Here is a 22,626-nt window from a genome sequence, read left to right as displayed (position 1 = left end):
GCACCACATGACCATATTGTCATGTCCACGCAAAGCCGCCGACAGGCGCGGGAGCGCAAGACCATAGTCCTTCAACAGGGACTCCTCGACATGCGTCCGTTCGCCCGTATCGCCACGACTGTTCTGACCGGCCTGCTGCTGCTGGCGACCGGGGCGCAGGTCCCGACCTCAGCCGCTGCCAGCGCCCCGCGTGAAAGCCAGTATCGGCTGGCCCCGATCGGCACCGTCAACGTCTATCGCCCGGTTGGTGAACCGCGCGCAACGGCGCTGTTCCTGTCGGGCGACTCTGGCTGGAATGCCGGCACGGCTGCCATCGCCCGCGACCTGTCTCAACGCGGCGTGCTGGTCACCGGAATTTCGACGCCTGCCCTGATGCGCGCGCTGGAACGGGGCCATGCCCGCTGCATCAATCCCAATTATGCGCTCGTGGATCTTGCCCGCGACGTCCAGCACCGGATGGTCGTCCACGCCTATTCAAAGCCGCTGCTGATCGGCTATTCGTCGGGCGCGACGCTGGCCTATGGCGCACTCGCCCAATGGCCCAACGGCGGTTATCGCGGGGTGTTTTCGCTGGGCTTCAGCGCCGACATCGCTGGCGCGCGCGCGTGGTGCCGTGCGCCCGGCTTTGCCGCAAAGCCCCTCCGCCAGCCGACGCGTGGCTGGCTGCTCGCGCCCAACCGGCAGATCACGATACCCTGGGTCATATTTCAGGGCGGGCAGGACAAAGTCGTTCCCTTTGCGGCTGCCCAGCGCTTCGCCGCGTCCGTGCCCCATGCCCGCCTGATCGGGCTGCCAACGGTGAACCATGACTTTGCCGATCGTCGCCTTTGGATGCCGCAAATGGCGGCCGCTCTGACACCCATGCTCGATCCCATAAGGGACGCAAGTAATGACGACCTGAGCGACATTCCCATCACCCTTGTCCCCGCGACAGGCCATGGCGGGCGGAGTGACACCATGGCCGTCCTCTATTCGGGCGACGGCGGCTGGGTCGGCATAGACCGGGATGTCGCCGCGCACTTGTCGGCAAAAGGCATTCCCGTCGTCGGCGTCGACAGCCTGTCCTATTTCTGGAGCGCACGGACGCCACAAGGCGCGGGCGCAGACCTGCGGCACATCATCGACAGCTATGGCGCGCGCTGGCATCGACCCCGCGTGCTGCTGATCGGCTACAGCTTTGGCGCCGACACCTTGCCTGCGATGGTGGGGACCCTGGACAGTGCAACCCGTGCGCGGATCGCCAGCCTCTCGCTCATGGGACTTAGCGACACGGCGGACTTTCAGTTCCACCTGTCCTCATGGCTCGGCCTGTCCTCCGACCAACAACTGCCCACCATTCCGGCGGTCGTCCAGTTGAGGGGCATGACCATACGGTGCGTGCAGGGTGCCCAGGAAAAGGACAGCGCCTGCCCGCTTATCCCTCATGGGATCGCCCGGCATGTCGTAGTGCCCGGTGGCCATCATTTCAATCGCAACGCCGCCCTTTTGGCCAGCATCGTTTCGACCTGAGGCGCACGGGGAGCGGCTATTCGGCATCGCTCGCGCGACGCCTGCCCTCAACCCGGCTGTTTGAGGAAATTCGCCTGCATCGCCTCGCGCAGCGTCTCCGCAATCTGGCGACGTCCCTCCGCACCATGAGTCACGACCGTCGTGTCGCAGGTCGCCACGCACTCGCCCTTTTGAAAGGCGGCGGACGAGATGGTCCAACTGGTCGTGCCGATATGGCCGATCGCGCAGTGAATATCGAAGGGGTAGGGAAAGTGCGATTCCGCCACATAGTTGAGCGACACCGCCGCAACCATCCAGCGCACACCCTGTTCCTGCGGGTGTCGCCCCATATGATGGTGAAAGCGGATACGCGCCGTTTCGAACATCGCGGAGATGGCGACATTGTTGACATGCCCCATCGTGTCCAGGTCCGCAAAGCGGGTGTCGAGAGTAGTGACAAAGGCATAAGCTTCGGGGCTGAGGCGCCATGCGTCCGGTCTGGCCATTATCGCGAATTCCCTTCGGTTTGACCGCCTCTTACCGCTGCGGACAGCTTATGCAAATCGCCGTGGCGAAAATGACCGGTCTGCGACCTTTTTGACACATGCAGGACCCTTCATTGGGCGACGCCTTCCGTATAATCGATCTTGATCCTGACCCATGCCCCCACCTGCGGACGTCCGCCTACGCTGGGTGGCCTGACCAGAAACTGCCAGGCGGCCAGCCGCACCGCGCGGCCAAAGCCAGATCCCAGCGGCTGCTCACCCAGCACACGGCAATTTTCGACATGAAAGCGCTCGACCGTCTGGCACGCAACCAGACCATAGCCGGAGCGCGGCGCATTGGCGGGCATATAGGTAGCCAGTTCCGCATTGGTCGGTCGCCGATACCAGTCGGCGTTGAACAATTGTTCGCCACCCGGCCCTTCACCCGGTCCATAGGCAAGGCCACTGTCCTTGCCCTGCCCCGCGCCGCTGCCGCCATCGCCGCGCTTGGCCATCTTGCCGATGTCGCCGGAGGCCAGATCGTCTCGGCTTAACTGGATGAAGGGCAGGTCGGGCGTAGGCTGATCTTCCGCCTTCTTCTGCGGCGCTTCGCGCGTGACGACCTTGGGCGCGCCGCCGCTGGCCTGCGGCTTTTTCACGTTTTTTTTCGCTGCCGCCGCCGGTTTTGGTGACGGCGAGGGCGCCAGCGTGAAGCTCACCGGATTACGCTGTTCCTTCTTTGGCTGGATGATTTCGGGTGCCAGCGTCAGCAGCATCAGGATCAGCAGGACATGGATGGCCAACGCCAGCAGCAACGACAAAGCCCGCCGGCCAAGTGGGCTGCGGCGCATATCGTGAAAGCGGGAAAGGGCAGAGACTAACAAGGGGCAGGACAACTCGTGGGTGGAAAAAGGTGGCAAGCCGCCCCCCTGTGACGACTTGAAGCTATGACGACTCCAATCCGGCAGGCCAGTAAAGCCAGATCGCGGAACATGACCTAGAGCGCGATCCGCCTCTCCGCAACGTCGGACATTGACAGACCCGTCCTTTGCGCCAAAATAGAACATATAGGGAACATATGGATGAGCGAGTCGTCAAACAGCCTTGCCGCATTGCGACGGACCATAGCCGCACTGGACCGCAAAGCGCCAGAACAAGTGGCCGATCGATTCGCGACCGGCCATCCGGGGCTGGACGCGGCGCTGGGCGGCGGGCTGGCGCGCGGGCGGCTGCACGAGCTGTTTGCGGACGGGCAGGAGGCCGGGGCGGGCACGGGCATGGCGCTGCTGCTGGCGCAACTAGCGGCGGGAGAAGATTGCGGGGAAAGAGGGGGCAGGCCGCTACTCTGGCTGCGTGGCGAGGGATCGGCGCGGATGGACGGCGCGCCCTATGGTCCCGGCCTCGCGGCGATCGGCATTGCCCCCGAGCGGCTGTTACTGGGTGTCCTGACCGACACGGCCTCGTTGCTTCAGGCCGCGCTCGACGGCCTGCGCTGTCCGGCGCTGGGAGCGGTGATAGTGGAAGTGCGCGGTCGCCAGCCGCTCATCGACCTGACCGCCACGCGACGACTGGTGCTGGCGGCGGAGGGATCGGGCGTCACCGCCCTGATGGCGCGGATCGGCGGCGATCCGGTCCCCAGTGCGGCGGAAACCCGCTGGCAGGTGGCCGCTGCCCCCTCCGCGCCGCTGCCCGGCGACGCCCCGGGGCACAGCGCCTTCGACCTTACTTTATTACGACGGCGGGCGGGACCGGACGGCCTGCACTGGCGCGTGGAATGGCAGGCCCGGCGCGGCAGTTTTGGAGACTATGACCGTGGAAGCGAGCATGATGGAAGAGAGACTGGAGGGGACGGGGCGGCGCTATCTGGCGCTGTGGTTCCCGTTCCTGCCGCTCGACCGGCTGCGGATCGCGCGGCCTGACCTTTGGCAAGGGGCGGGTGAAGGCATGGGCGATGGCCCCGCCGTCATCGTCGAGAGCGTGCGCGGGGCGATGCGCCTTGCCTGCCTGGACGAAGACGCCCTCGCCATCGGCCTGACCCCCGCCATGACGCTGGCCGACGCCCGCGCCCGCGAGCCGACCCTGCGCGCCTTCGACGCCGACGACCATGCCGATCAGGACTGGCTGGAGCGATTATGCGATGGCTGCGCCCGCTACACCCCGCTCGCCAGCCTCGATTCTCCCCAGGGGCTGATGCTGGACGTCACCGGCTGCACCCATCTTTGGGATGGCGAGGGCGCTCTTGCCAACGATCTGACCGACCGGCTGGAACGGCGGGGGATGCGTGTTCGCCTGGCCTTCGGCAGCACGGCGGAGGCCGCGCACGCCCTCGCCCGCTATCCCGCCCCCGCGCCGGACGAGGACAGCGCCGTCCGCCGCCTGCCCGTCGAAGCGCTGCGCCTTGATCCCGAAAGCGCCACTGCCCTGCGCCGCGCGGGCCTGCGGACCGTCGGCGACATCGCCGCCCGCCCCGCCGCCACGCTCGCCGCCCGCTTCGGTGAGGAGGCGATCGATGCGCTCCACCGCCTGCTGGGCCTTGCCACCCGGCCGATGGCCCCGCGCCGCCCCCGCGCCGCCATCCGTCTGGAACGGCGCTTCGCCGAGCCGGTCGGCAGCACCGATTATGCGCTGGCCGTATTGGAAAGCCTGACGGAAGAAGCCGCGCAGCAACTCACCGAACGCGCGCAGGGCGGTCGCCGGTTCGAAGCCCTGTTCTTCCGCAGCGACGGCCTCGCCTTCCCGCTACGGGTCGAAACCGGCCAGCCGATGCGCGATGCGCCCGCGCTCATGCGCCTCTTCCGCGAGCGTATCGACAGCCTCAATGACCCCATCGACCCCGGCTTCGGCTTCGACATGGTGCGCCTGACCGTGCCACGGGTCGAACCGCTCGCCCCCAGCCAGCTCGCGCTGGAAGGCGGCGAGGCGCGCGCTCGGGAGGATATGGCCGCGCTCATCGACCGCCTCAGCGTCCGCGTCGGTCGCCGCCGCATCCAGCGGCTCGTCCCGCGCGACACCCATATCCCCGAACAGGCCCAGCTTGCCCTCCCCGCCGTTGAATGCCGTGCGCCCGCCGCCTGGGAGCCAGCCGCCCCCGCCCCGGAAAACCCGCCGATGCGCCCGCTCCATCTATTCGACCCGCCCCAGCCGATCGAGGTTGTCGCCGAAGTGCCCGATGGCCCGCCCCACCGCTTCCGCTGGCGGCGCGCCCTGCACGAAGTCACCCGTTTCGAAGGGCCGGAACGGATCGCACCCGAATGGTGGAAAGCGCCCAATGGCGCGCTTGAAGGCCATGATCGCACCCGCGACTATTATCGGGTGGAGGATGCCCGTGGCCGCCGCTTCTGGATCTTCCGTCACGGCCTCTATGGGCTGGAGGCCGCGCATCCCGGCTGGTTCGTCCACGGCCTGTTCGCATGAATGCCCAACTCTCCACCGAACTGGCCTCCGCTGAACCGCCCTTCGCCGAACTGGTCGCTGCCACCAATTTTTCTTTCCTGCGTGGCGCATCACACGCTTCGGATATGGTTGCGCGCGCCATAACCCTCGGCCTCACGGGTCTGGGCATCGCCGACCGCAACACGGTGGCGGGCGTGGTGCGGGCGCATGTCGCTCGCAAGCGTGCGGGCGACGCCAAACGCGCGTTGCTGGTCGAAGCCAAGACGGCTTGCGGGAAATCGCCCGAGTTGACGCCAGAGGAAGAGGCCGCCTGCGAACCCGCGCTGCGCCTTATCGTCGGCGCGCGCCTCGTCTTCGCGGATGGCACGCCCGACATCATCGCCTATCCCGCGACGCGCAAAGGCTGGGGCGAACTCACCAAATTGCTGACGGTCGGCAATCTGCGATCCATCAAGGGCGACTGCATCCTCCATTATGCAGACCTGACCGCCTATCTCGACGATTTGCTGCTCATCGTGATGCCCACCTCCTCCGCGACGGAACAGACCGCCCATCGCAAGCCCGTCGATTATGACTATGCCGAACGCCCCTCGAAAGAAGCCGTGCAGCAGGCGCATCTCAGCCTCGTGCCCCCCGCACCGCCGACCGACCTGCCCGAACTGCTCGCGCGGCTGAAACGCCTTGCGCCCGATCGTCTCTGGCTGGGCGCGCCGCTCACCCGCAATGGACGGGACGCACGCGAACTGGCGCGCCTCGATCGGCTGGCGCAGGATGTGGGCGTTCCGTTGCTGGCCACGACCGACGCGCTGTACGCCATGCCCGAAGAACGCCCCCTCCACGATATCCTCAGTTGCATTCGCGAAGGCACGACGATCAAGGAGGCCGGACGGCGGCTGGAGGCCAATGCCGAACGGCATCTGAAGCCTCCGCAGGAGATGGCGCGCCTGTTCCGCCGCTATCCACAAGCGCTGGCGCAAACCAGCCGGTTACTCGGCCTTGTCCACTTCACGCTGGACCAGTTGCGCTACGAATATCCGCACGAACCCGTACCCGAAGGCTGGAGCGCGCAGGACTGGTTGGAAGAACTGACCCGGACCGCCGCCCATTCCCGCTATGGCCCGCGCATCCCCCCCGCCGTCCGCGCGCTGCTGCGGGAAGAATTCGACCTGATCCGCAGTCGCAACTATGCCTATTATTTCCTGACCGTGCACGACATCGTCGCCTTTGCCCGCAGCAAGGGGATATTGTGCCAGGGGCGCGGATCGGCCGCCAATTCGATGGTCTGCTTCCTGTTGGGCGTCACCTCGGTCGACCCGGCACAGCACAACCTGCTCTTCTCCCGCTTCGTGTCGGAGGAACGTGACGAACCGCCCGACATCGACGTGGATTTCGAACATGAACGGCGAGAGGAGGTCATGCAATATGTCTATGACCGCTATGGTCGCCACCGCGCGGGGATCGCCGCCACCGTCATCCATTACCGCTCGCGCAGCGCCCTGCGCGAAGTGGCGCGGGCCATGGGCCTGAGCGAAGATGTGTCCACCCGCCTGTCCAGCACGGTCTGGGGCAGCTATTCGGGCGATGTCGGCGATGCCCGAATCGTCGATGCGGGCTTTGCCCTCGACAATCCTGAAATCGCGCGCCTGCGGGGCATCGTCGATCGACTGTTGCTTGCCCCTTTTCCCCGGCACCTGTCACAGCATGTCGGCGGTTTCGTCCTCACGCAGAACCGGCTCGACGAAACCGTGCCGATCCACAATGCGGCGATGGCCGACCGCAATTTCATCGAGTGGGACAAGGATGACATCGACGCGCTCGGCCTGATGAAGGTCGATATATTGGCGCTTGGCATGTTGACCTGCATCCGCAAGGCCTATGACCTGATGCGGGCGCAGGGGTTGGGCGATCACGACCTGACCATCGACCTGGATTCCGAAGATCCGGCCGTCTATGCCATGCTGCAAAAGGGCGACAGTATCGGCGTCTTCCAGGTCGAAAGCCGCGCGCAGATCAACATGCTGCCCCGGCTACGACCGCGTAACCTTTACGACCTGACCGTGCAGGTGGCGATCGTGCGGCCCGGTCCGATCGAGGGCGACATGGTTCATCCCTATCTGCGGCGGCGCTGTGGCGAGGAAAAGCCACAGTATCCCGCTCCCTCGCCCGAACATGGCCGTGCCGACGAACTGAAGCAATTGCTGGGCAAGACCTATGGCGTCCCCCTGTTTCAGGAACAGGCCATGAAGCTGGCGATCACCGCCGCCGAATTCAGCAATATCGAAGCCAACCAGTTGCGCCGCGCGATGGCGACCTTTCGCAATGTCGGCACCATCCATCATTTCCGCGACAAGATGGTGAACGGCATGGTCGGGCGCGGCTATGAGCGCGACTTTGCCGAACGCTGCTACAAGCAGATTGAAGGATTTGGCAGCTATGGCTTTCCCGAAAGCCACGCTTTGTCCTTCGCGCGGCTCGTCTATGTATCCGCCTGGATCAAATGTCATCAGCCCGCAATCTTCGCCTGCGCGCTGCTTAATTCCCAGCCGATGGGCTTCTATGCCCCCGCCCAGCTTGTCCGCGACGCGCGCGAGCATGGCGTACATGTGCATGATGTCGATGTGAACGCCAGCGGCTGGGACAACGCCCTCGAACCGCTGCTGCGGACCCGCGACGCCCGGAAGGGTGAAGGCGCGGGTCGCGCGCTCGCCCTGCGGCTGGGCTTTCGCCAGATCGATGGTTTTCGCGAAATCTGGGCCGATCAGATCCTCGCCGCCCGCGCCGGGAGCGGCCTCTTCGCCTCGATCGAGGATATGGCCCGCCGCGCCGCGCTGCCCGCCCGCGCGCTGCGCCTGCTCGCCGATGCCGATGCCTGTCGCTCGCTGGGGCAGGACCGGCGGCAGGCGCTATGGGAAGCGCGACGCACCCCATCGAACGAACTCCCGCTGTTCGCCGCCGCCCGGCAACGCGACAGCCGCGCGCGCGAACTGGGTGAGGAACCGGATGCGGCCCTCCCGGCCATGACGACAAGCGAACATGTCGCCGCCGACTATCAGATGACGCGCCTCTCGCTCAAAGGGCATCCCATGCACTATCTGCGCGCGGTCTTTGCAGCCGAAGGGGTGCTGAGTTGCGCCGATACGGCGGCGGCCAAGAATGGCGCGCGGGTCCGCACGGCGGGGATCGTGCTGGTCCGCCAGCGGCCGGGCAAGGGCAATGCTATCTTCATCACGATCGAGGATGAAACCGGCATTACCAACATCCTGCTCTGGGCGCGATTGTTCGAGATGCAACGCCGCCCGGTCATGGCCTCCCGCCTGATGGTGGTGGAGGGGGAGGTCCAGCGCAGCAAGGAAGGCGTCGTCCACCTGATGGCGACCCGCGTCCACGACCGGACGGCGGAATTACAGCGGCTTTCGCAAGCCGATACGCCGCAAATCGCCCACTCGGCTGGCAGCAGTCATCCGCGTAATGTTCGTATCCTACCGAAATCGCGGGATTTTCATTAGAGCATTCTGAAGTCGGCTGGAACAGCCGGCGGCTCGCAGAATGCGGCAATCAAAAGACTCTAAAGGGACGCTGCTGGATGCCAACGCCCCTTCCAAGTTCCTGACCAGCGATCAAATCACCGGCTCGGCACCGGCTCCGGCCCGGAATAGTCGTAAAAGCCCCGCCCCGATTTACGTCCATACCAGCCGGCCTCCACATATTTGGTCAGCAGCGGCGCGGGGCGATATTTGGGATCGCCGGTCGTGTCCTGCAGCACCTTGCAAATCTCCAGCAACGTATCGAGACCGACGAAATCGGCGAGCGTCAGCGGACCCATCGGGTGATTGAGGCCAAGTTTCACGCCCTTGTCGATATCCTCGACAGTGGCAATCCCTTCCCCCAGCACGAAACAGGCCTCGTTCAGCATCGGCACGAGGATACGGTTGACGACAAAACCCGGCGCATCGAAGGCATGGACCACCTGCTTGCCCAGCGCCGTGGCATAGCCCTCGACCGCCGCAACCGTCTCTGGCGCGGTGCCCAGACCCCGGATCAGCTCGATAAGCTCCATCACCGGCACAGGGTTGAAGAAATGCACCCCCACGAAGCGCGCGGCATCGGGCGCCGCCTGCGCCAGCCGGGTAATCGGGATGGACGAGGTATTGGTCGCCAGGATCGCGTCCGCGGCCAGCAATGGTCCCACATTGCCAAAGATCGCGCGCTTGATTTCCTCGCGCTCGGTCGCTGCTTCGATCACCAGTTGCGCCTCTCCGAGTGGGGCGACCTCACCCACCGCCCGGATGCGCGCCATCGCTGCGTCGGCGTCTTCTTGCGCCAGCTTGCCCTTTTCCACGGCCTTAACCAACTGGCGAGCGATGCCGCTGCGTCCCTTTTCCGCGCGCGGCAAGTCGATATCGGACAGGATCACGTCAAAGCCCGCCTGCGCCGACACCTGTGCGATCCCCGCACCCATTTGCCCCGCACCGATTACGCCCACCGTCCTGATCTCGACCATCATTCACTCTCCTTCCAAGAGCGATTTCGCATTGGGCGGATCACCCAACGGCTCGGAAATCGCGGCATCCAAAAATCGAGAACGATTTCGTCTAAACGAAACACGCTCCGAAGATCTGCCCCTAACCGCCCCGTTCGACGGACGCCAGACCCCATGCCGCCGACGAACCGACCCCCGATCGACGGCAGATGGTTCCTGTCCATGATTTTCCGGCTTTGCGCCGCCGGTTCTACATGGTTAAAGACGGCCCCCATGCTCGCCAGTGATCCGCCCCTGCCTCTATCGTCCGCTGCGGACCGACCCACGGCAGCGACCGGGCAGTTTATTGCGGCCATCCATTACTTCCCGCTGCGCGTGTATTTCGAGGATACCGACCTGTCGGGCCTCGTCTATCACGCCAATTATCTGCGTTATATGGAACGCGCCCGATCCGACATGCTGCGGGTTGCGGGCATCGACCAGCGCGGTAATCTGGAGGCGGGCGAGGGCGTCTATGCGGTAGCGGACCTCCACATCGCCTATCGCCGTCCCGCCCGGCTGGATGACGAGTTGATGGTCATGAGCACCGTGACCGCCGTGGGCGCTGCCACCTGCTCCATTCATCAGACAGTCATGCGCGGGGACGAGATATTGACCGAAGCCGATGTGACCGCCGCCTATCTGACGCCGCAGGGCCGCCCCAAACGGCAACCCCGGCCCTGGATCGACCTTTTCACCCGTCTTGTCCAAGGGGAAGACACCCACTCATGAACCTCTCCATTCCCGGCGCCATGACCGACGCCGCCACCCTTTCCCCGCTGGCCCTGTTCCTTCAGGCGGATATCGTCGTGAAGGGCGTGATGCTCGGCCTGCTGCTCGCCAGCATCTGGACCTGGGCGATCATCATCGCCTTCAGCGTCTCCCTGCGGAAAGCCAGCAAGCAAAGCCATGCGTTCGAGCAGGATTTCTGGAAGGCGGAGGATATCGACCGCTTTTACGAAAGCCGCGGCAAGGCGGAACTGCCCAGCGCCAAGGTGATGGCCGCAGGTGTCACCGAATGGCGTCGCTCCACGGCCAGTCGCGTCGTCGACCGCGAAGGGACGCGCGATCGCCTGTCCACCGCCATGTCCAGCGCCATCGCGAGCGAGGTGGATCGGCTGTCCGACCGGTTGAACATCTTGGCGACCATCGGCTCGGTCGCGCCCTTCGTCGGCCTGTTCGGTACCGTCTGGGGCATCATGCGCGCCTTTACCTCGATCGCGGCGGAGCAGAATAGCAGCCTGGCGGTCGTCGCGCCGGGCATTGCGGAGGCGCTGTTCGCCACCGCCATCGGCCTGTTCGCGGCGATCCCGGCGGTCATCGCCTACAACCGCTTCAGCCACGGCATCAACCGCATGGAAGCCCGGATGGCCCGCTTCGCCGACGGCTTCTACGCGACGTTGAGCCGCGAGCTTGAGGCTCAGCGATGACCTTGGGCATCGCTGACTTCAAAGGCGCGATGACCTTGGACATCGTTGAAAAGACAGGAGCGCGATAATGTCGATGTCCGGTCCTCCCTCTTCCCGCCGGGGGCGCGGGCGCGCGCCGATGGCAGACATCAACGTGACGCCGCTGGTCGACGTCATGCTGGTGTTGCTGATCATCTTCATGGTGACGGCGCCGCTGCTGGTGACGGGCGTGCCGGTCAACCTGCCCGAAACCCGCGCCAAGGGGCTGGATCAGGACGCCAAGCCGACCGTGGTGTCGATCGACCGCGACGGCGGAATCTTCATCGACGAGACGGAGATCAGCGACACTGACCTGCCCGCGCGGCTGGCCGAAATCCTGTCCGCCAATGCAGGCAAGGAAGAACCACCGCAGATATTCCTGCGCGCCGACAAGGGGCTGGATTATGGCCGGGTGATGCGGGTCATGGGCGAACTGAATCGCGCGGGACTGAACAAGGTCGCGCTGGTCAGCACCGGTGGCGAAGATGGCGGGGCAAATGACGGCCGGGGCAGTGACAGCGCGGCTGTCAGCGCCGGTTCAGAATAGGGGCCATAGGGTCCACCGCCGCATGGAAAACACTGAAAAAATCGGCCTTGGTATCGCAACGGCAGGACATGTCCTGCTGTTCGGCCTGCTGTCCGCCGGTTTTCTGGCCACGCCCAATCCGCTGAAACTGAACAGCCCGCCCATGGACGTCAGCCTGGTCAATGAAGTCGACCTGAAGTCCGCCGCGCCCGAAATTTCGACGACACCGCCCCCGCCCAGCGAAGCGCCCGAACAAGGCCCGACGGAAGACGCGGCACCCGCTCCAGCGCCTGAACCAGCCCCGGCGCCGGAACCCGAACCGGTTCCCGCCCCGCCGCCGCCCAAGCCCGCGCCGCCCAAAAAGGACGTGCCCAAGGCCAGGCCAAAGCCGCCCACACCGCCAAAGGCAGCGGAAAAGCCCAGGCCCAAGCCGGCAAAGGCAGCGCCTGCACCGGCCAAGCCCAAGCCTGCCGCGCAACCCGCAAAGGCCAAGCCGAAGGCCGACGCCCCCGCCAAGGCATCCGGCGCGGGCAAGACCGATCGTCCGCGCGGATCGCTGCTGGGCAAGGATTTCCTCAAGGGCATAGAGTCAGAAGCCCCCGCCACGCGCCCCGCAGCGACCCCGGCTGCCACTTTGGGACCAGCGCAAAAATCGGCGCTGGATGCTGAACTGCGCCGCCAGTTGAAACCGCACTGGCGACCACCTTCGGGGGCTGACGCCGACAAGCTGGTGACGCTGCTGGAGGTGCGCCTCGACAAGAATGGCCGGGTCATCGGCACGCCCGAGGTGATCGACCAGCTCGGCGTCACCGCCAGTAACCGGCCACAGGCGCAAATCCACGCCGAACGTGCGATCCAGGCGGTAAAGCTGGCTTCGCCGTTCCAGAACATGCCGCCCGAATATTATGAACAATGGAAATGGCTCCGGCCACTCCGCTTTGACGCGAGGCTGACACGATGACGTTCAAGAGGATGTTTGGAACGCTGGCAACGGCCGTTGCCGCCCTGCTCGCCCTATCGACGCCCGCGCTGGCGCAGTTGTCAGTGGACGTCACCGGCGACATCGATAGCAGTCTCAAGATCGCCGTCCCGGCCATGCCAGCGCAGCAGGAGGTGACGACCCCCGCCGGTTCGGCGAGCGACCTTGGCCGCAAAATCGCCGAGGTGATCGCGTCGGACCTCAAAGGCTCCGGCCTGTTCGCGCCCTCCGGTCCCGGCGGAATGCCCGGCGTGACCACCCCGGAAGTCACCTTCCCTTCCTATGACAAATGGGGTGCCTATCAGGCACTGGTGCAGGGTTTCGTCCGCACCACCGGCGGCGAGGCAGACATTACCGTGGGCTGTTACCTCTATGACGTAGCGCTCAAGCAGGAACTGACGCGGCAGGGCTATGTCGTCGCGCCGCGTGACTGGCGTCGGGCCGCGCATAAATGCGCCGACGCCATCTATGCCCGCCTGTCGGGCGAAAGCCCCTTCTTCGACAGCCGCATCGCCTATATCGCTGAGAGCGGGCCGAAAGGGAACCGGACCAAGCGCCTTGCGATCATGGATTCGGATGGCGCCAACCACCGCTTCATCACCAACGGTCAGTCGATCGCGCTGACCCCGCGCTTCTCGCCAGACTATGGCTCAATCGTCTATGTGAGCTACCTCAACAACCGCGTGCGGATCTATGTCTATAATATCGGCAGCGGAAAACAACGGCTGGTGACGGAAAGCAACAACCCGACCTTCGCGCCGCGCTGGTCGCCCGATGGGCGCAATATCCTGTTTTCGATGGCGGTGGCGGGCAATACCGACATTTACCGTGTGTCGGCGCAGGGCGGATCACCCGTGCGCCTCACCACCACACCGGGTATCGACGTCGGCGGCAGCTATTCGCCGGACGGGAGCCGGATCGTCTTTGAAAGCGATCGGTCGGGCGGGCAGCAACTCTATGTCATGAATGCCGACGGATCGAACCAGCAGCGGATCAGCCACGGCGGCGGTCGCTATGCGACGCCCGAATGGAGTCCTCGCGGTGACCTCATCGCCTTCACCAAAATTTCCGGTGATTTCAAGGTCGCGGTGATGACGCCCGGCGGCGGCAATGAGCGCATCCTTACCAATGGCTGGCAGGACGAACAGCCAACCTGGTCGCCCAATGGCCGCGTGCTGCAATTTTTCCGCACGTCGCCCGGCCGCGATGGCGCGAGCCAAGTGTGGCAGGTCGACCTGACGGGGGTCAACGAGCGCCGCATCCCGACCCCGCTGAGCGGATCGGACCCGGCCTGGGGTCCATTGCTTCCTTAAACCAGCGAGATCCGGTCGAACCGTCTTGACAGCGTAACGATCTTAGCGAAGCTTGAACGCATTATGCGGGGGCGCAGAATTTATGATTAAGGAGAGAACCATGAAATTATCCCGCCCCCTGTTGATGGCCGTTGCGGTCATCGCACTCGCCGCCTGTTCGAAGAAGCCGCCGCAGGAACTGCCGCCTGCACCCGGCGGCACCGAAAGCGGATCGACCGGCCCGGCCACACCCAGCGGCCCGGTCAAGGGCAGTCAGGAAGATTTCGTTGCCTCCGTCATGTCGGATCGCATCCTTTTTGCCACCGACAAATATGATGTCGACGCACAGGACCAGCCGATCCTGCAGAGCCAGGCAACCTGGCTTCAGGCCAATCCGCAGGTTCGCGTGACCATTGAGGGCCATGCCGACGAACGCGGCACCCGCGATTATAATATTGCGCTGGGCGAACGCCGGGCCAATTCGGCCAAAAATTATCTGGCGTCGCTGGGTATCGATTCCAGCCGCATCACGACCGTCAGCTATGGCAAGGAACGCCCCGCCGCGCTTGGCTCCGACGAGTCCGCCTGGGCACAGAACCGCCGTGCGGTTACAGTGACGGTGCAATATTAAGGGCTAAATACAGCCCTAGCCTTGAGGGTCGCTACTCAAGAAAGAAGGCCCGCCAGTCTATGACTGGCGGGCTTTTTTGCTGTTTGAAACTGCCGGTCAGGCGCGACGTTTGCCCGTGATCGCGGACGCGCCAAACGCGCCCAACTGGATCGTGCCCGTCAACGCGTCGCCCTCGACCACCGCCTCGCATTCCAGCGTCATCGGCATCGGCATGGTCATGTCCATCTTCCAGGTCAGGCTGTTGCCGTCGACCTTGCCGTCCTTGACGTCCATCGAGCCAAGGGCGCCCGCGATATTGCCGTGGAAGCTGCCGCCATTGCTTACAACGGTGAACACGCCTGCCTGGTCGCCCATCGGCGTCTTCGTCGTGCAATCATAGACGCCGTCAACTGCTGCCATCATTCGTCTCCTTCAAATCCATTTCCGGCAAATCCATTCCCAGCCGGATACCCGCCATCTGGCGGGCCATCATTCGCCCAGGGAGCCCATCTCAACCGGCAAGCCGATCGCGTCAAGCTGGGGTTTCACCAGTTTGGCGTCGCCGATGACCACCCAGATCAGCCGGTCGGGGTTAATTGCCCCGCGTGCCGCAGCGTCAAGCTGTGCCGGGGTCATCGCCCGATAGATGTCCGGCAATTTTGCATAATAATCATCGGGTCGCCCAAGCATGGTGTTCCGCATCATCGCGGCCAGAAGATCGGATGAGGTTTCAAAGCTGCCTGGCAGCGAGAGGATCTGGCTGTTGATCGTCTGGTTCCGCTCGGCGGCGGTCACGCCCTTGGTCGTCAGAAACTCCTTGATGTCCTTGCGCGCGGCGATGATCGATTCACCCGTCTTGTCGGTCTGGACCGGAGCATAGACGAACAGCGGCACCGTTTCCTTGACCCCTGGCAGAGCGGTCCCCGCCGAATAGGCCCAGCCCTTCGTCTCCCGCAGGTCCATGGTGAGGCGCGAGGTGGAACTGCCGCCCAGCACCTCGTTGGCCGTAATCAGGTCGACGGGATTGTCCGTGCCGCTCTTGCTGGTCAACAGGCCCGCCAGGATCATCGACTGCGGACTTTGCGGCTTGTCCACCAGCACGATGCGCGCAGGCCGCGCCATGCGATCCATGCGGAACAGCTTCTGGCCCTTGGCTGTCGCGGGAGCACGCCACGTACCAAAGCGCTTTTCCAGCGCGGGCAGCAACTGCGCCAACGTCGTGTCGCCCGCCGCGAAGATGGTGGCATTGTCGGGCCGGACCCATGCACCATGGAACGCCACAAGGTCGTCGCGGGTAACGGCCTTCACGCCCTTTTCATCGCCGGAGCCGGTGAAGGGCACACCATAGGGATGCGCCTGCCCATAGAGCAGCGGCGGCAGGAGACGCTGCGCCGTCGCCATCGGCTGGGTCTTTTCCGACGCGATGCGGCTAAGCAACTGCCCGCGCAGCCGTTCGACCTCCGTCGGCGCGAAGGCGGGGTTCTGGACGATGTCGGCCAGCAGGTCGAGCGACGCGCCCAGATTGGGTTTCAACGCGAACAGCCCCACCGTGGTGCGGTCCATGCTGCTGCCCGCCGCGATCGACGCGCCCAGCCGCTCCTGCGCCTCGGCGATCTGGAGCGAGTTGCGAGTCTTGGTCCCTTCGTCCAGCAGCGCGGTCATCATTGCGCCGGTACCCAGCTTCGCCTTGTCATCCGCCGCATTGCCCGCGTCGAAGGACACGGAAACACGAACGGTCGGCACCGCATCGCGATGCGCGAAGAGAACCGGGATGCCATTCTTCAACGTCGCATGTTCGACCTTGGGAAATTGCAAGTCGGCCACCGGCTCGATCGGCGGCTCCGCAATTTTCGTTGGGGCGGGCGGGGTTGCCGCAACTGGCGCAGGCCCGGCGGGATCACGGAAGAAGGCGGGGCGATGGGTCGCGTTCCCGGCCAGCGCATTATCCGCCGCCGACCGCTCGCCCGGTTCCACCGTCAGGCGGAAGACGGGACGGCCCAGCCATTTGCGCGCGGCCTCACCCACTGCCTTTGGCGTGGCGGCGGCGTAAGTGGCCAGATCCTTCTTATATTTGCCCGGATCATTGGAATAGACCGCGCCCTCGGCCAGCGTCACCGCCTTGCCGGAAAAGCCGCCCACCTGCTCCAGCCCGGAAATCGTGCCCGACACCTGCCGCGTCGCCGCGCGTTTCACCTCGTCGGCGGTCGGCCCCTTGGCCAGATAATCGGCGAGCAACTGGTCGAGCCTCTGGCTGACACTCGCCGGATCGACACCGGGCTTCACATCCACGGTGATCTCTGCGAGGCTCAGTTTCTCGAACGGCTGAATGCTGGCCTTGACGCCCACCGCCACCTTCTCATTGCGCACCAGCGCGGTGTCGAGACGGGAGGAGGACAGGCCGCCAAAGATCGACATGGCCAGGTCCAGCGCAGGCAGGTCCGCGCCGTTGACGCCGGGCACCACCCAGTTGCGATAGAGGCGGACGGTGGCGACATTGTCCTTCATCACCTTGACCACATCCTTGTCGAGGCTGGGGACGCTGGCATCGACATCGACCGGGGCTGGACCGGCCGGGATTGCCCCAAACCAGCGCTCCACCTTCGCCTTGGCTGTCGGCACATCGATGTCGCCCGCCAGCACCAGCACGGCATTGTTGGGGCCATAATGGGTCTTGAACCACATCTGCACGTCAGCAAGGCTGGCGGCGTTGAGGTCGGCCATCGAACCGATGGTCGAGTGGCGATAGGGATGCCCCTGCGGCATCAGCGCATCGAGCTGGGCATATTCGACCAGACCATAAGGCTCATTTTCGCCCATACGCTTTTCATTCTGGACGACGCCGCGCTGGGCATCCAGCTTGGTCTGCGTCACCGCGCCCAGCAGATGGCCCATGCGGTCGGATTCCAGGAACAGCGCCCGGTCGAGCGCGCCGGTCGGCACCGTCTCAAAATAATTGGTGCGGTCAAACCAGGTCGTCCCGTTCCAGTCCGTCGCGCCAATATCCTCCAGCCGCCCGAAGAAAGGACCATCGGCATTTTCCGAACCGTAGAACATCAGATGCTCGAACAGATGGGCAAAGCCGGTCTTGCCCGCAGGCTCGAAACGCGACCCCACATGATACCAGATCGACACCGCCACCACCGGCGCCTTGCGGTCGGTGTGAACGATAACCCGCAGCCCGTTTTTCAGCGTGAACTCCTGATAGGGAATATCGACGGCGGACACGAGGCTAGAGATCGGCGCGGGTTTGGTCGCGGCGTGAGCAACGGGCGCGGCCAGCGCCAGCGAAGAGGCGGCGAGCGACAACAGCAGCCGGTGCGCGGAAGGAGAAGAACGCATGAAAACCTCTTGAGCTGGGCCTGTCACAGAGACGGCATGGGGATACCGTTCGAGAGGGCGCAGCATAGCGGGGCGTTTTAGCGGCGCAATACGCTTTGGACTGGACAGCCCATCATGCGGCGATAGGATTTGCGCATCACAAGCTGCCTTCCGAGCGGCTGATATCGCAGGGAGTTATCCGATCATGTCCGTCCGTTTCCTCGGCGCAGCGCTGGCTACGCTGGCGTTCGTCAGCACCGCCCACTCCCAGCCAAAAACTTCACAGCCAAGCACCACGCCGACCTTTTCTCCCGAAGCGGTGAAGGCTGACATCACCTTCCTGGCCGACGATCTGCTGGAGGGCCGCGATGCGGGCAGCCGGGGGTATGACATCGCGTCGCGCTTCGTGGCGGCACGCTTTGAAGCGCTGAGCCTCAAACAGGCGGTGCAGGATAGCTGGTTTCAGCCTGTGACCCTGTCCTTCTCCACGCTCGACAAGAGCAAGACCCCGGTCCTGACGATCGGTGGCGCGACCTTTCCCAATGGCGGCGACACTATCATCGGTCCGTTCGGACGCGAACCCAATCAGGCGCTGGAGGCGCAGGCGGTGTTCGTCGGCTTTGGCCTGGAGTCCGCCAGGGAAGGCGTTGACGATTATGCCGGACTGGACGTGAAGGGCAAATATGTCGTCGCGCTGAGTGGATCGCCGGTTGGAATGCCCAGTGAGATCGGCGCACATCTGGCCGCCGAAAAATCCATCGTGGCAGAAAGGCATGGCGCGATCGGCCTCATCACCCTACCCACGATTGCCCAGTTGCAACGTCGCTCCTGGGACCGGACGAAGGAGATGTCGGACTCGCCCAGTGTCACCTGGATCGATACGGACGGCCAGCCCTACGTCCGCGCGCCCGGCATAAGGGGATCGGCGATGGTCAACGGCGCCGCCGCCGATGCGCTGTTCGCAGGATCGGGCAAGAGCGTCGCCGCCCTCCGTGCCGCCGCCGCAAAGAAGGGGGCACGGATCAAGGGCTTTGCGCTCAAGCCGCTGGTGAAGATTGCCCGCACCAGCACGGTGACTACGCAAAAGAGCCAGAATGTCGTTGCCATCCTGCCCGGTTCCGACCCGGCGCTGGCCAATGAATATGTGCTGCTGATGGCTCATCTCGACCATATCGGCGTCAAGCCGGACGCAAAGGGTGCGGACAAGATCTACAATGGCGCGATGGACAACGCGTCGGGCATCGCGACCATGCTGGCGGTGGCCAAGGCCTTTGCGGACAATGGGACCGCGCCAAAACGCTCGATCCTGTTCGCTGCGGTGACGGCGGAAGAGAAAGGGTTGCTGGGCGCGCAATATCTGGCGCGGCATCCGATCGTCCCCGCTGGTGGCAAGGTGGTGGGCGTCGTCAATCTCGACATGCCGATCCTGACCTACGACTTTCAGGATCTCGTCGCTTTTGGCGCGGAACATTCGACACTTGGCCCCATCGTCGAACGCGCCGCCAAGTCCGCCGGGATCGCCCTGTCGCCCGACCCGCTGCCCGCCGAAGGACTGTTCACCCGCTCCGACCATTATCGCTTCGTGCAGGAAGGCGTGCCCTCCGTATTCCTGATGACGGGCTTTGCCGGACCGGGGAAAGCCGCGTTCGAGCAGTTTCTAAAGACGGACTATCATCAGCCCTCGGATCAGATCGACCTGCCTTTCCACTGGAAGGCCGCCGCGAAATTCGCGCAGGTCAATTATCTGATCGCGCGGGAAATCGCCGATGCCCCCACCGCCCCCCTCTGGTACGCGAAAGACTTTTTCGGAGACTCCTTCGCACCTAATGCGTCCAAGGCGCCCCAGCCTTGATCCTTCAAGCGTGACGCATAAAAATGCGTCGCCCTCTTGTGTTGCTTTTTAGCAACACCACATTGCTGGTCTGTCAAACCCCATGAGGATAGTATGAACCTCGAGAAATTCACCGACCGCGCCAAGGGCTTTCTCCAGTCGGCGCAAACCGTTGCCATACGGATGAGCCATCAGCGGATCAGTCCGGAGCATCTGCTGAAAGCATTGCTGGAAGACGAGCAGGGCATGGCGTCGGGTCTCATCAAGGCGGCAGGCGGCGATGCGACCATCGCGCTGCGTGAGGTGGATGCGACGCTGGCGAAGATTCCGTCTGTCTCCGGCAGCGGCGCGCAGCAAACGCCGGGGCTGGACAATGACATAGTGCGCGTCCTCGATACTGCCGAGCAGGTAGCGCAGAAGGTGGGCGACAGTTTCGTCACCGTCGAGCGGCTGTTGCTGGCGCTCGCCCTTTCCCCCACCACGGCAGCGGGCAAGGCGCTGGAGCGCGCGGGCGTAAAACCGGAGGGGCTGAATGCCGCCATCACCGCCTTGCGCGGCGGGCGCACCGCCGACACGGCCGGGGCGGAAGACCGCTATGACGCGCTCAAGAAATTCGCTCGCGACCTCACCGAAGCGGCCAAGGCGGGCAAACTCGATCCGGTCATCGGCCGCGATGAGGAAATACGCCGCACGATTCAGATTCTGGCGCGCCGGACCAAGAATAATCCCGTGCTGATCGGTGAACCCGGCGTCGGCAAGACCGCCATCGCCGAAGGACTGGCGCTGCGGATCGCGAATGGCGACGTGCCCGATACGCTCAAGGACCGCACGCTGATGGCGCTCGACATGGGCAGCCTGATCGCGGGCGCCAAATATCGCGGTGAATTTGAAGAACGACTGAAAGGCGTACTGGACGAGGTGAAGGGCGCCGAGGGCCAGATCGTCCTGTTCATCGACGAGATGCACACGCTGATCGGCGCGGGCAAATCAGAAGGCGCGATGGATGCGGGCAATCTGCTGAAGCCCGCTTTGGCGCGTGGTGAACTCCATTGCATCGGCGCGACGACGCTGGACGAATATCGCAAATATGTGGAGAAAGACCCGGCACTCCAGCGGCGGTTCCAGCCCGTCTTCGTGGGCGAACCGACGGTCGAGGATACCATCTCCATCCTGCGCGGCCTCAAGGAAAAATATGAGTTGCACCATGGCGTGCGGATCACCGATACCGCGATCGTGTCCTCCGCGACGCTGTCCCACCGCTACATCACCGACCGCTTCCTGCCGGACAAGGCGATCGACCTGATGGACGAGGCTGCATCTCGCCTCCGCATGGAGGTGGAGAGCAAGCCCGAAGAGATCGAAACGCTCGACCGGCGGATCATCCAGCTCAAGATCGAGCGTGAGGCACTGAAGAAGGAAACCGACAAGGCGTCGGCCGATCGATTGGCCACGCTGGAAGCCGACCTTGCCAATTTCGAGCAGCAATCGGCTGAACTGACCGGCCGCTGGCAGGCGGAAAAGGACAAGATCGCGGGCGAGGCGAAGATCAAGGAGCGGCTGGACGCTGCCCGGCTGGAGCTTGAGCAAGCGCAGCGCGCGGGCGACCTGGGCCGCGCGGGCGAACTATCCTATGGCACCATCCCGCAACTGGAAAAGCAACTGGCCGAGGTCGAAACCGCGACCGCCGGCGCGATGCTGCGCGAAGAAGTGACGAGCGAGGATATCGCCGCCATCGTCAGCCGCTGGACCGGCATTCCCGTCGACAAGATGCTGGAGGGCGAGCGCGAAAAGCTGCTCAACATGGAGGCGGAACTGGGCAAGCGCGTCATCGGCCAGACCGACGCGGTCCGGGCCGTGTCCAAAGCCGTGCGCCGCAGCCGGGCGGGACTGCAGGACCCGAACCGGCCGCTGGGCAGCTTCCTGTTTCTTGGCCCCACCGGCGTCGGCAAGACCGAGTTGACCAAGGCGCTTGCGGGCTTTCTGTTCGACGATGAGAGCGCGATGGTGCGGATCGACATGAGCGAGTTCATGGAGAAGCATTCGGTCGCCCGGCTGATCGGCGCGCCTCCGGGCTATGTCGGTTATGAGGAAGGCGGCGTGCTGACCGAGGCCGTCCGCCGCCGCCCCTATCAGGTGATCCTGTTCGATGAGGTCGAAAAGGCGCACAGCGATGTGTTCAACGTGCTGCTACAGGTGCTGGACGACGGCCGCCTGACCGATGGGCAGGGTCGCACGGTCGATTTCACCAACACGATCATCGTGCTGACGTCCAATCTGGGCAGCCAGTATCTGTCCGGCATGGCTGACGGGCAGACTGTCGAGGATGTGGAGCCGCAAGTGATGGATATGGTCCGGGCGCATTTCCGTCCGGAATTCCTCAATCGCCTGGACGAGATCATCCTGTTCCACCGCCTCGCTGCCGAACATATGGGACCGATCGTGGATATTCAGGTGGGCCGGGTGCAAAAACTGCTCAAGGACCGCAAGGTGACACTCGACCTGACGGACGGCGCGCGGGCCTGGCTGGGGCGGGTCGGCTATGACCCGATCTATGGCGCACGACCGTTGAAGCGCGCGGTGCAACGCTATTTGCAGGACCCGCTGGCCGACCTGATCCTGCGAGGAGAGGTGCCCGATGGTTCAACGGTGAAGGTCGAGGATGGCGACGGGGCGCTGGTGCTGGGTGTGAGCTAACCCCTCGATTCAGTATAAAAATGGGGGTGCTTCCTGATGGAAG

General features: G+C 64.4%; 17 protein-coding genes. 12 read left to right on the top strand and 5 right to left on the bottom strand.

Translation table 11 applies throughout. The features are described 5' to 3' along the window. Window positions 1-21 precede the first annotated feature (21 nt). Window positions 22-1,509 (top strand): AcvB/VirJ family lysyl-phosphatidylglycerol hydrolase, encoded by a 1,488-nt coding sequence (locus WFR25_RS06085; protein ID WP_336969562.1) that lies wholly within the window; start codon window positions 22-24, stop codon window positions 1,507-1,509. Window positions 1,510-1,556: 47 nt separating this feature from the next. On the opposite strand, the gene WFR25_RS06080 is transcribed toward WFR25_RS06085, so the two are convergent. Both WFR25_RS06080 and WFR25_RS06075 read right to left on the bottom strand, forming a co-directional pair. Further along, on the bottom strand, window positions 1,557-1,994 hold the full coding sequence (locus WFR25_RS06080; RefSeq protein ID WP_336969559.1) for an acyl-CoA thioesterase: 438 nt from the start codon (window positions 1,992-1,994) through the stop codon (window positions 1,557-1,559). Between the two features lie 110 nt (window positions 1,995-2,104). Continuing rightward, window positions 2,105-2,788: a hypothetical protein gene (locus WFR25_RS06075; RefSeq protein ID WP_336969556.1), complete on the bottom strand. Its 684-nt coding sequence runs from the start codon at window positions 2,786-2,788 to the stop codon at window positions 2,105-2,107. A 267-nt stretch (window positions 2,789-3,055) separates the two neighbouring features. On the opposite strand from WFR25_RS06075, the gene WFR25_RS06070 reads away from it, so the two are divergent. Genes WFR25_RS06070 through WFR25_RS06060 form a run of 3 tightly spaced genes read left to right on the top strand, consistent with a single transcriptional unit; the run spans window position 3,056 to window position 8,872 of the window. Continuing rightward, window positions 3,056-3,892, top strand: coding sequence for an ImuA family protein (locus WFR25_RS06070; protein ID WP_336969552.1), 837 nt, complete (start codon window positions 3,056-3,058; stop codon window positions 3,890-3,892). Further along, window positions 3,798-5,387: a Y-family DNA polymerase gene (locus WFR25_RS06065; RefSeq protein WP_336969550.1), complete on the top strand. Its 1,590-nt coding sequence runs from the start codon at window positions 3,798-3,800 to the stop codon at window positions 5,385-5,387. Before WFR25_RS06070 ends, WFR25_RS06065 begins: the two co-directional genes overlap by 95 nt. After that, window positions 5,384-8,872 carry an error-prone DNA polymerase gene (locus WFR25_RS06060; protein WP_336969548.1) on the top strand — a complete coding sequence of 1,163 codons (3,489 nt, stop codon included), beginning with the start codon at window positions 5,384-5,386 and terminating at the stop codon, window positions 8,870-8,872. Before WFR25_RS06065 ends, WFR25_RS06060 begins: the two co-directional genes overlap by 4 nt. A gap of 116 nt (window positions 8,873-8,988) precedes the next feature. Here WFR25_RS06060 and WFR25_RS06055 read toward each other — a convergent pair whose 3' ends face one another. After that, on the bottom strand, window positions 8,989-9,867 hold the full coding sequence (locus WFR25_RS06055; RefSeq protein ID WP_336974737.1) for a 3-hydroxybutyryl-CoA dehydrogenase: 879 nt from the start codon (window positions 9,865-9,867) through the stop codon (window positions 8,989-8,991). Between the two features lie 252 nt (window positions 9,868-10,119). Here WFR25_RS06055 and WFR25_RS06050 point away from each other — a divergent pair, with 252 nt between their 5' ends. From WFR25_RS06050 to pal, 6 genes are all read left to right on the top strand, one after another. Further along, the gene (locus tag WFR25_RS06050; RefSeq protein ID WP_336969546.1) at window positions 10,120-10,617 is read left to right on the top strand and encodes a YbgC/FadM family acyl-CoA thioesterase; all 498 of its coding nucleotides are present in this window, start codon (window positions 10,120-10,122) and stop codon (window positions 10,615-10,617) included. Then, window positions 10,614-11,315 (top strand): protein TolQ, encoded by a 702-nt coding sequence (gene tolQ / locus WFR25_RS06045; protein ID WP_336969544.1) that lies wholly within the window; start codon window positions 10,614-10,616, stop codon window positions 11,313-11,315. The genes WFR25_RS06050 and tolQ overlap by 4 nt, the downstream gene beginning before the upstream one ends. Before the next feature lie 67 nt (window positions 11,316-11,382). After that, window positions 11,383-11,880: a protein TolR gene (tolR, locus tag WFR25_RS06040; RefSeq protein ID WP_336969542.1), complete on the top strand. Its 498-nt coding sequence runs from the start codon at window positions 11,383-11,385 to the stop codon at window positions 11,878-11,880. A gap of 22 nt (window positions 11,881-11,902) precedes the next feature. Next, entirely contained in the window at window positions 11,903-12,820 is a 918-nt protein-coding gene (locus WFR25_RS06035) for a cell envelope biogenesis protein TolA (RefSeq protein ID WP_336969540.1), read from the top strand. Beyond that, window positions 12,817-14,151: a Tol-Pal system beta propeller repeat protein TolB gene (gene tolB, locus WFR25_RS06030; RefSeq protein WP_336969538.1), complete on the top strand. Its 1,335-nt coding sequence runs from the start codon at window positions 12,817-12,819 to the stop codon at window positions 14,149-14,151. The genes WFR25_RS06035 and tolB overlap by 4 nt, the downstream gene beginning before the upstream one ends. 100 nt (window positions 14,152-14,251) lie before the next feature. Further along, window positions 14,252-14,761, top strand: coding sequence for a peptidoglycan-associated lipoprotein Pal (pal, locus tag WFR25_RS06025; protein WP_336969535.1), 510 nt, complete (start codon window positions 14,252-14,254; stop codon window positions 14,759-14,761). Between the two features lie 96 nt (window positions 14,762-14,857). Here the strand turns inward: pal and WFR25_RS06020 are convergent, their stop codons facing one another. Beyond that, complete coding sequence (locus WFR25_RS06020) at window positions 14,858-15,160, bottom strand: hypothetical protein (RefSeq protein ID WP_336974735.1); 303 nt, start codon at window positions 15,158-15,160, stop codon at window positions 14,858-14,860. Between the two features lie 69 nt (window positions 15,161-15,229). Then, window positions 15,230-18,079 (bottom strand): M16 family metallopeptidase, encoded by a 2,850-nt coding sequence (locus tag WFR25_RS06015; RefSeq protein WP_336969532.1) that lies wholly within the window; start codon window positions 18,077-18,079, stop codon window positions 15,230-15,232. A 184-nt stretch (window positions 18,080-18,263) separates the two neighbouring features. Between WFR25_RS06015 and WFR25_RS06010 the strand changes: the two genes are divergently transcribed. Continuing rightward, window positions 18,264-19,910, top strand: a complete 1,647-nt coding sequence (locus tag WFR25_RS06010) for a M28 family metallopeptidase (protein ID WP_336969529.1) — start codon at window positions 18,264-18,266, stop codon at window positions 19,908-19,910. Window positions 19,911-20,003: 93 nt separating this feature from the next. Next, window positions 20,004-22,583: an ATP-dependent chaperone ClpB gene (clpB, locus tag WFR25_RS06005; RefSeq protein WP_336969526.1), complete on the top strand. Its 2,580-nt coding sequence runs from the start codon at window positions 20,004-20,006 to the stop codon at window positions 22,581-22,583. The last annotated feature ends 43 nt before the right edge of the window (window positions 22,584-22,626 follow it).

Source organism: Sphingobium aromaticiconvertens (assembly GCF_037154075.1).
Classification (GTDB): Bacteria; Pseudomonadota; Alphaproteobacteria; order Sphingomonadales; family Sphingomonadaceae; genus Sphingobium; species Sphingobium aromaticiconvertens.
Note: the sequence above shows the minus strand (reverse complement) of the source record. Positions and strands in the feature narration are given on the sequence as shown.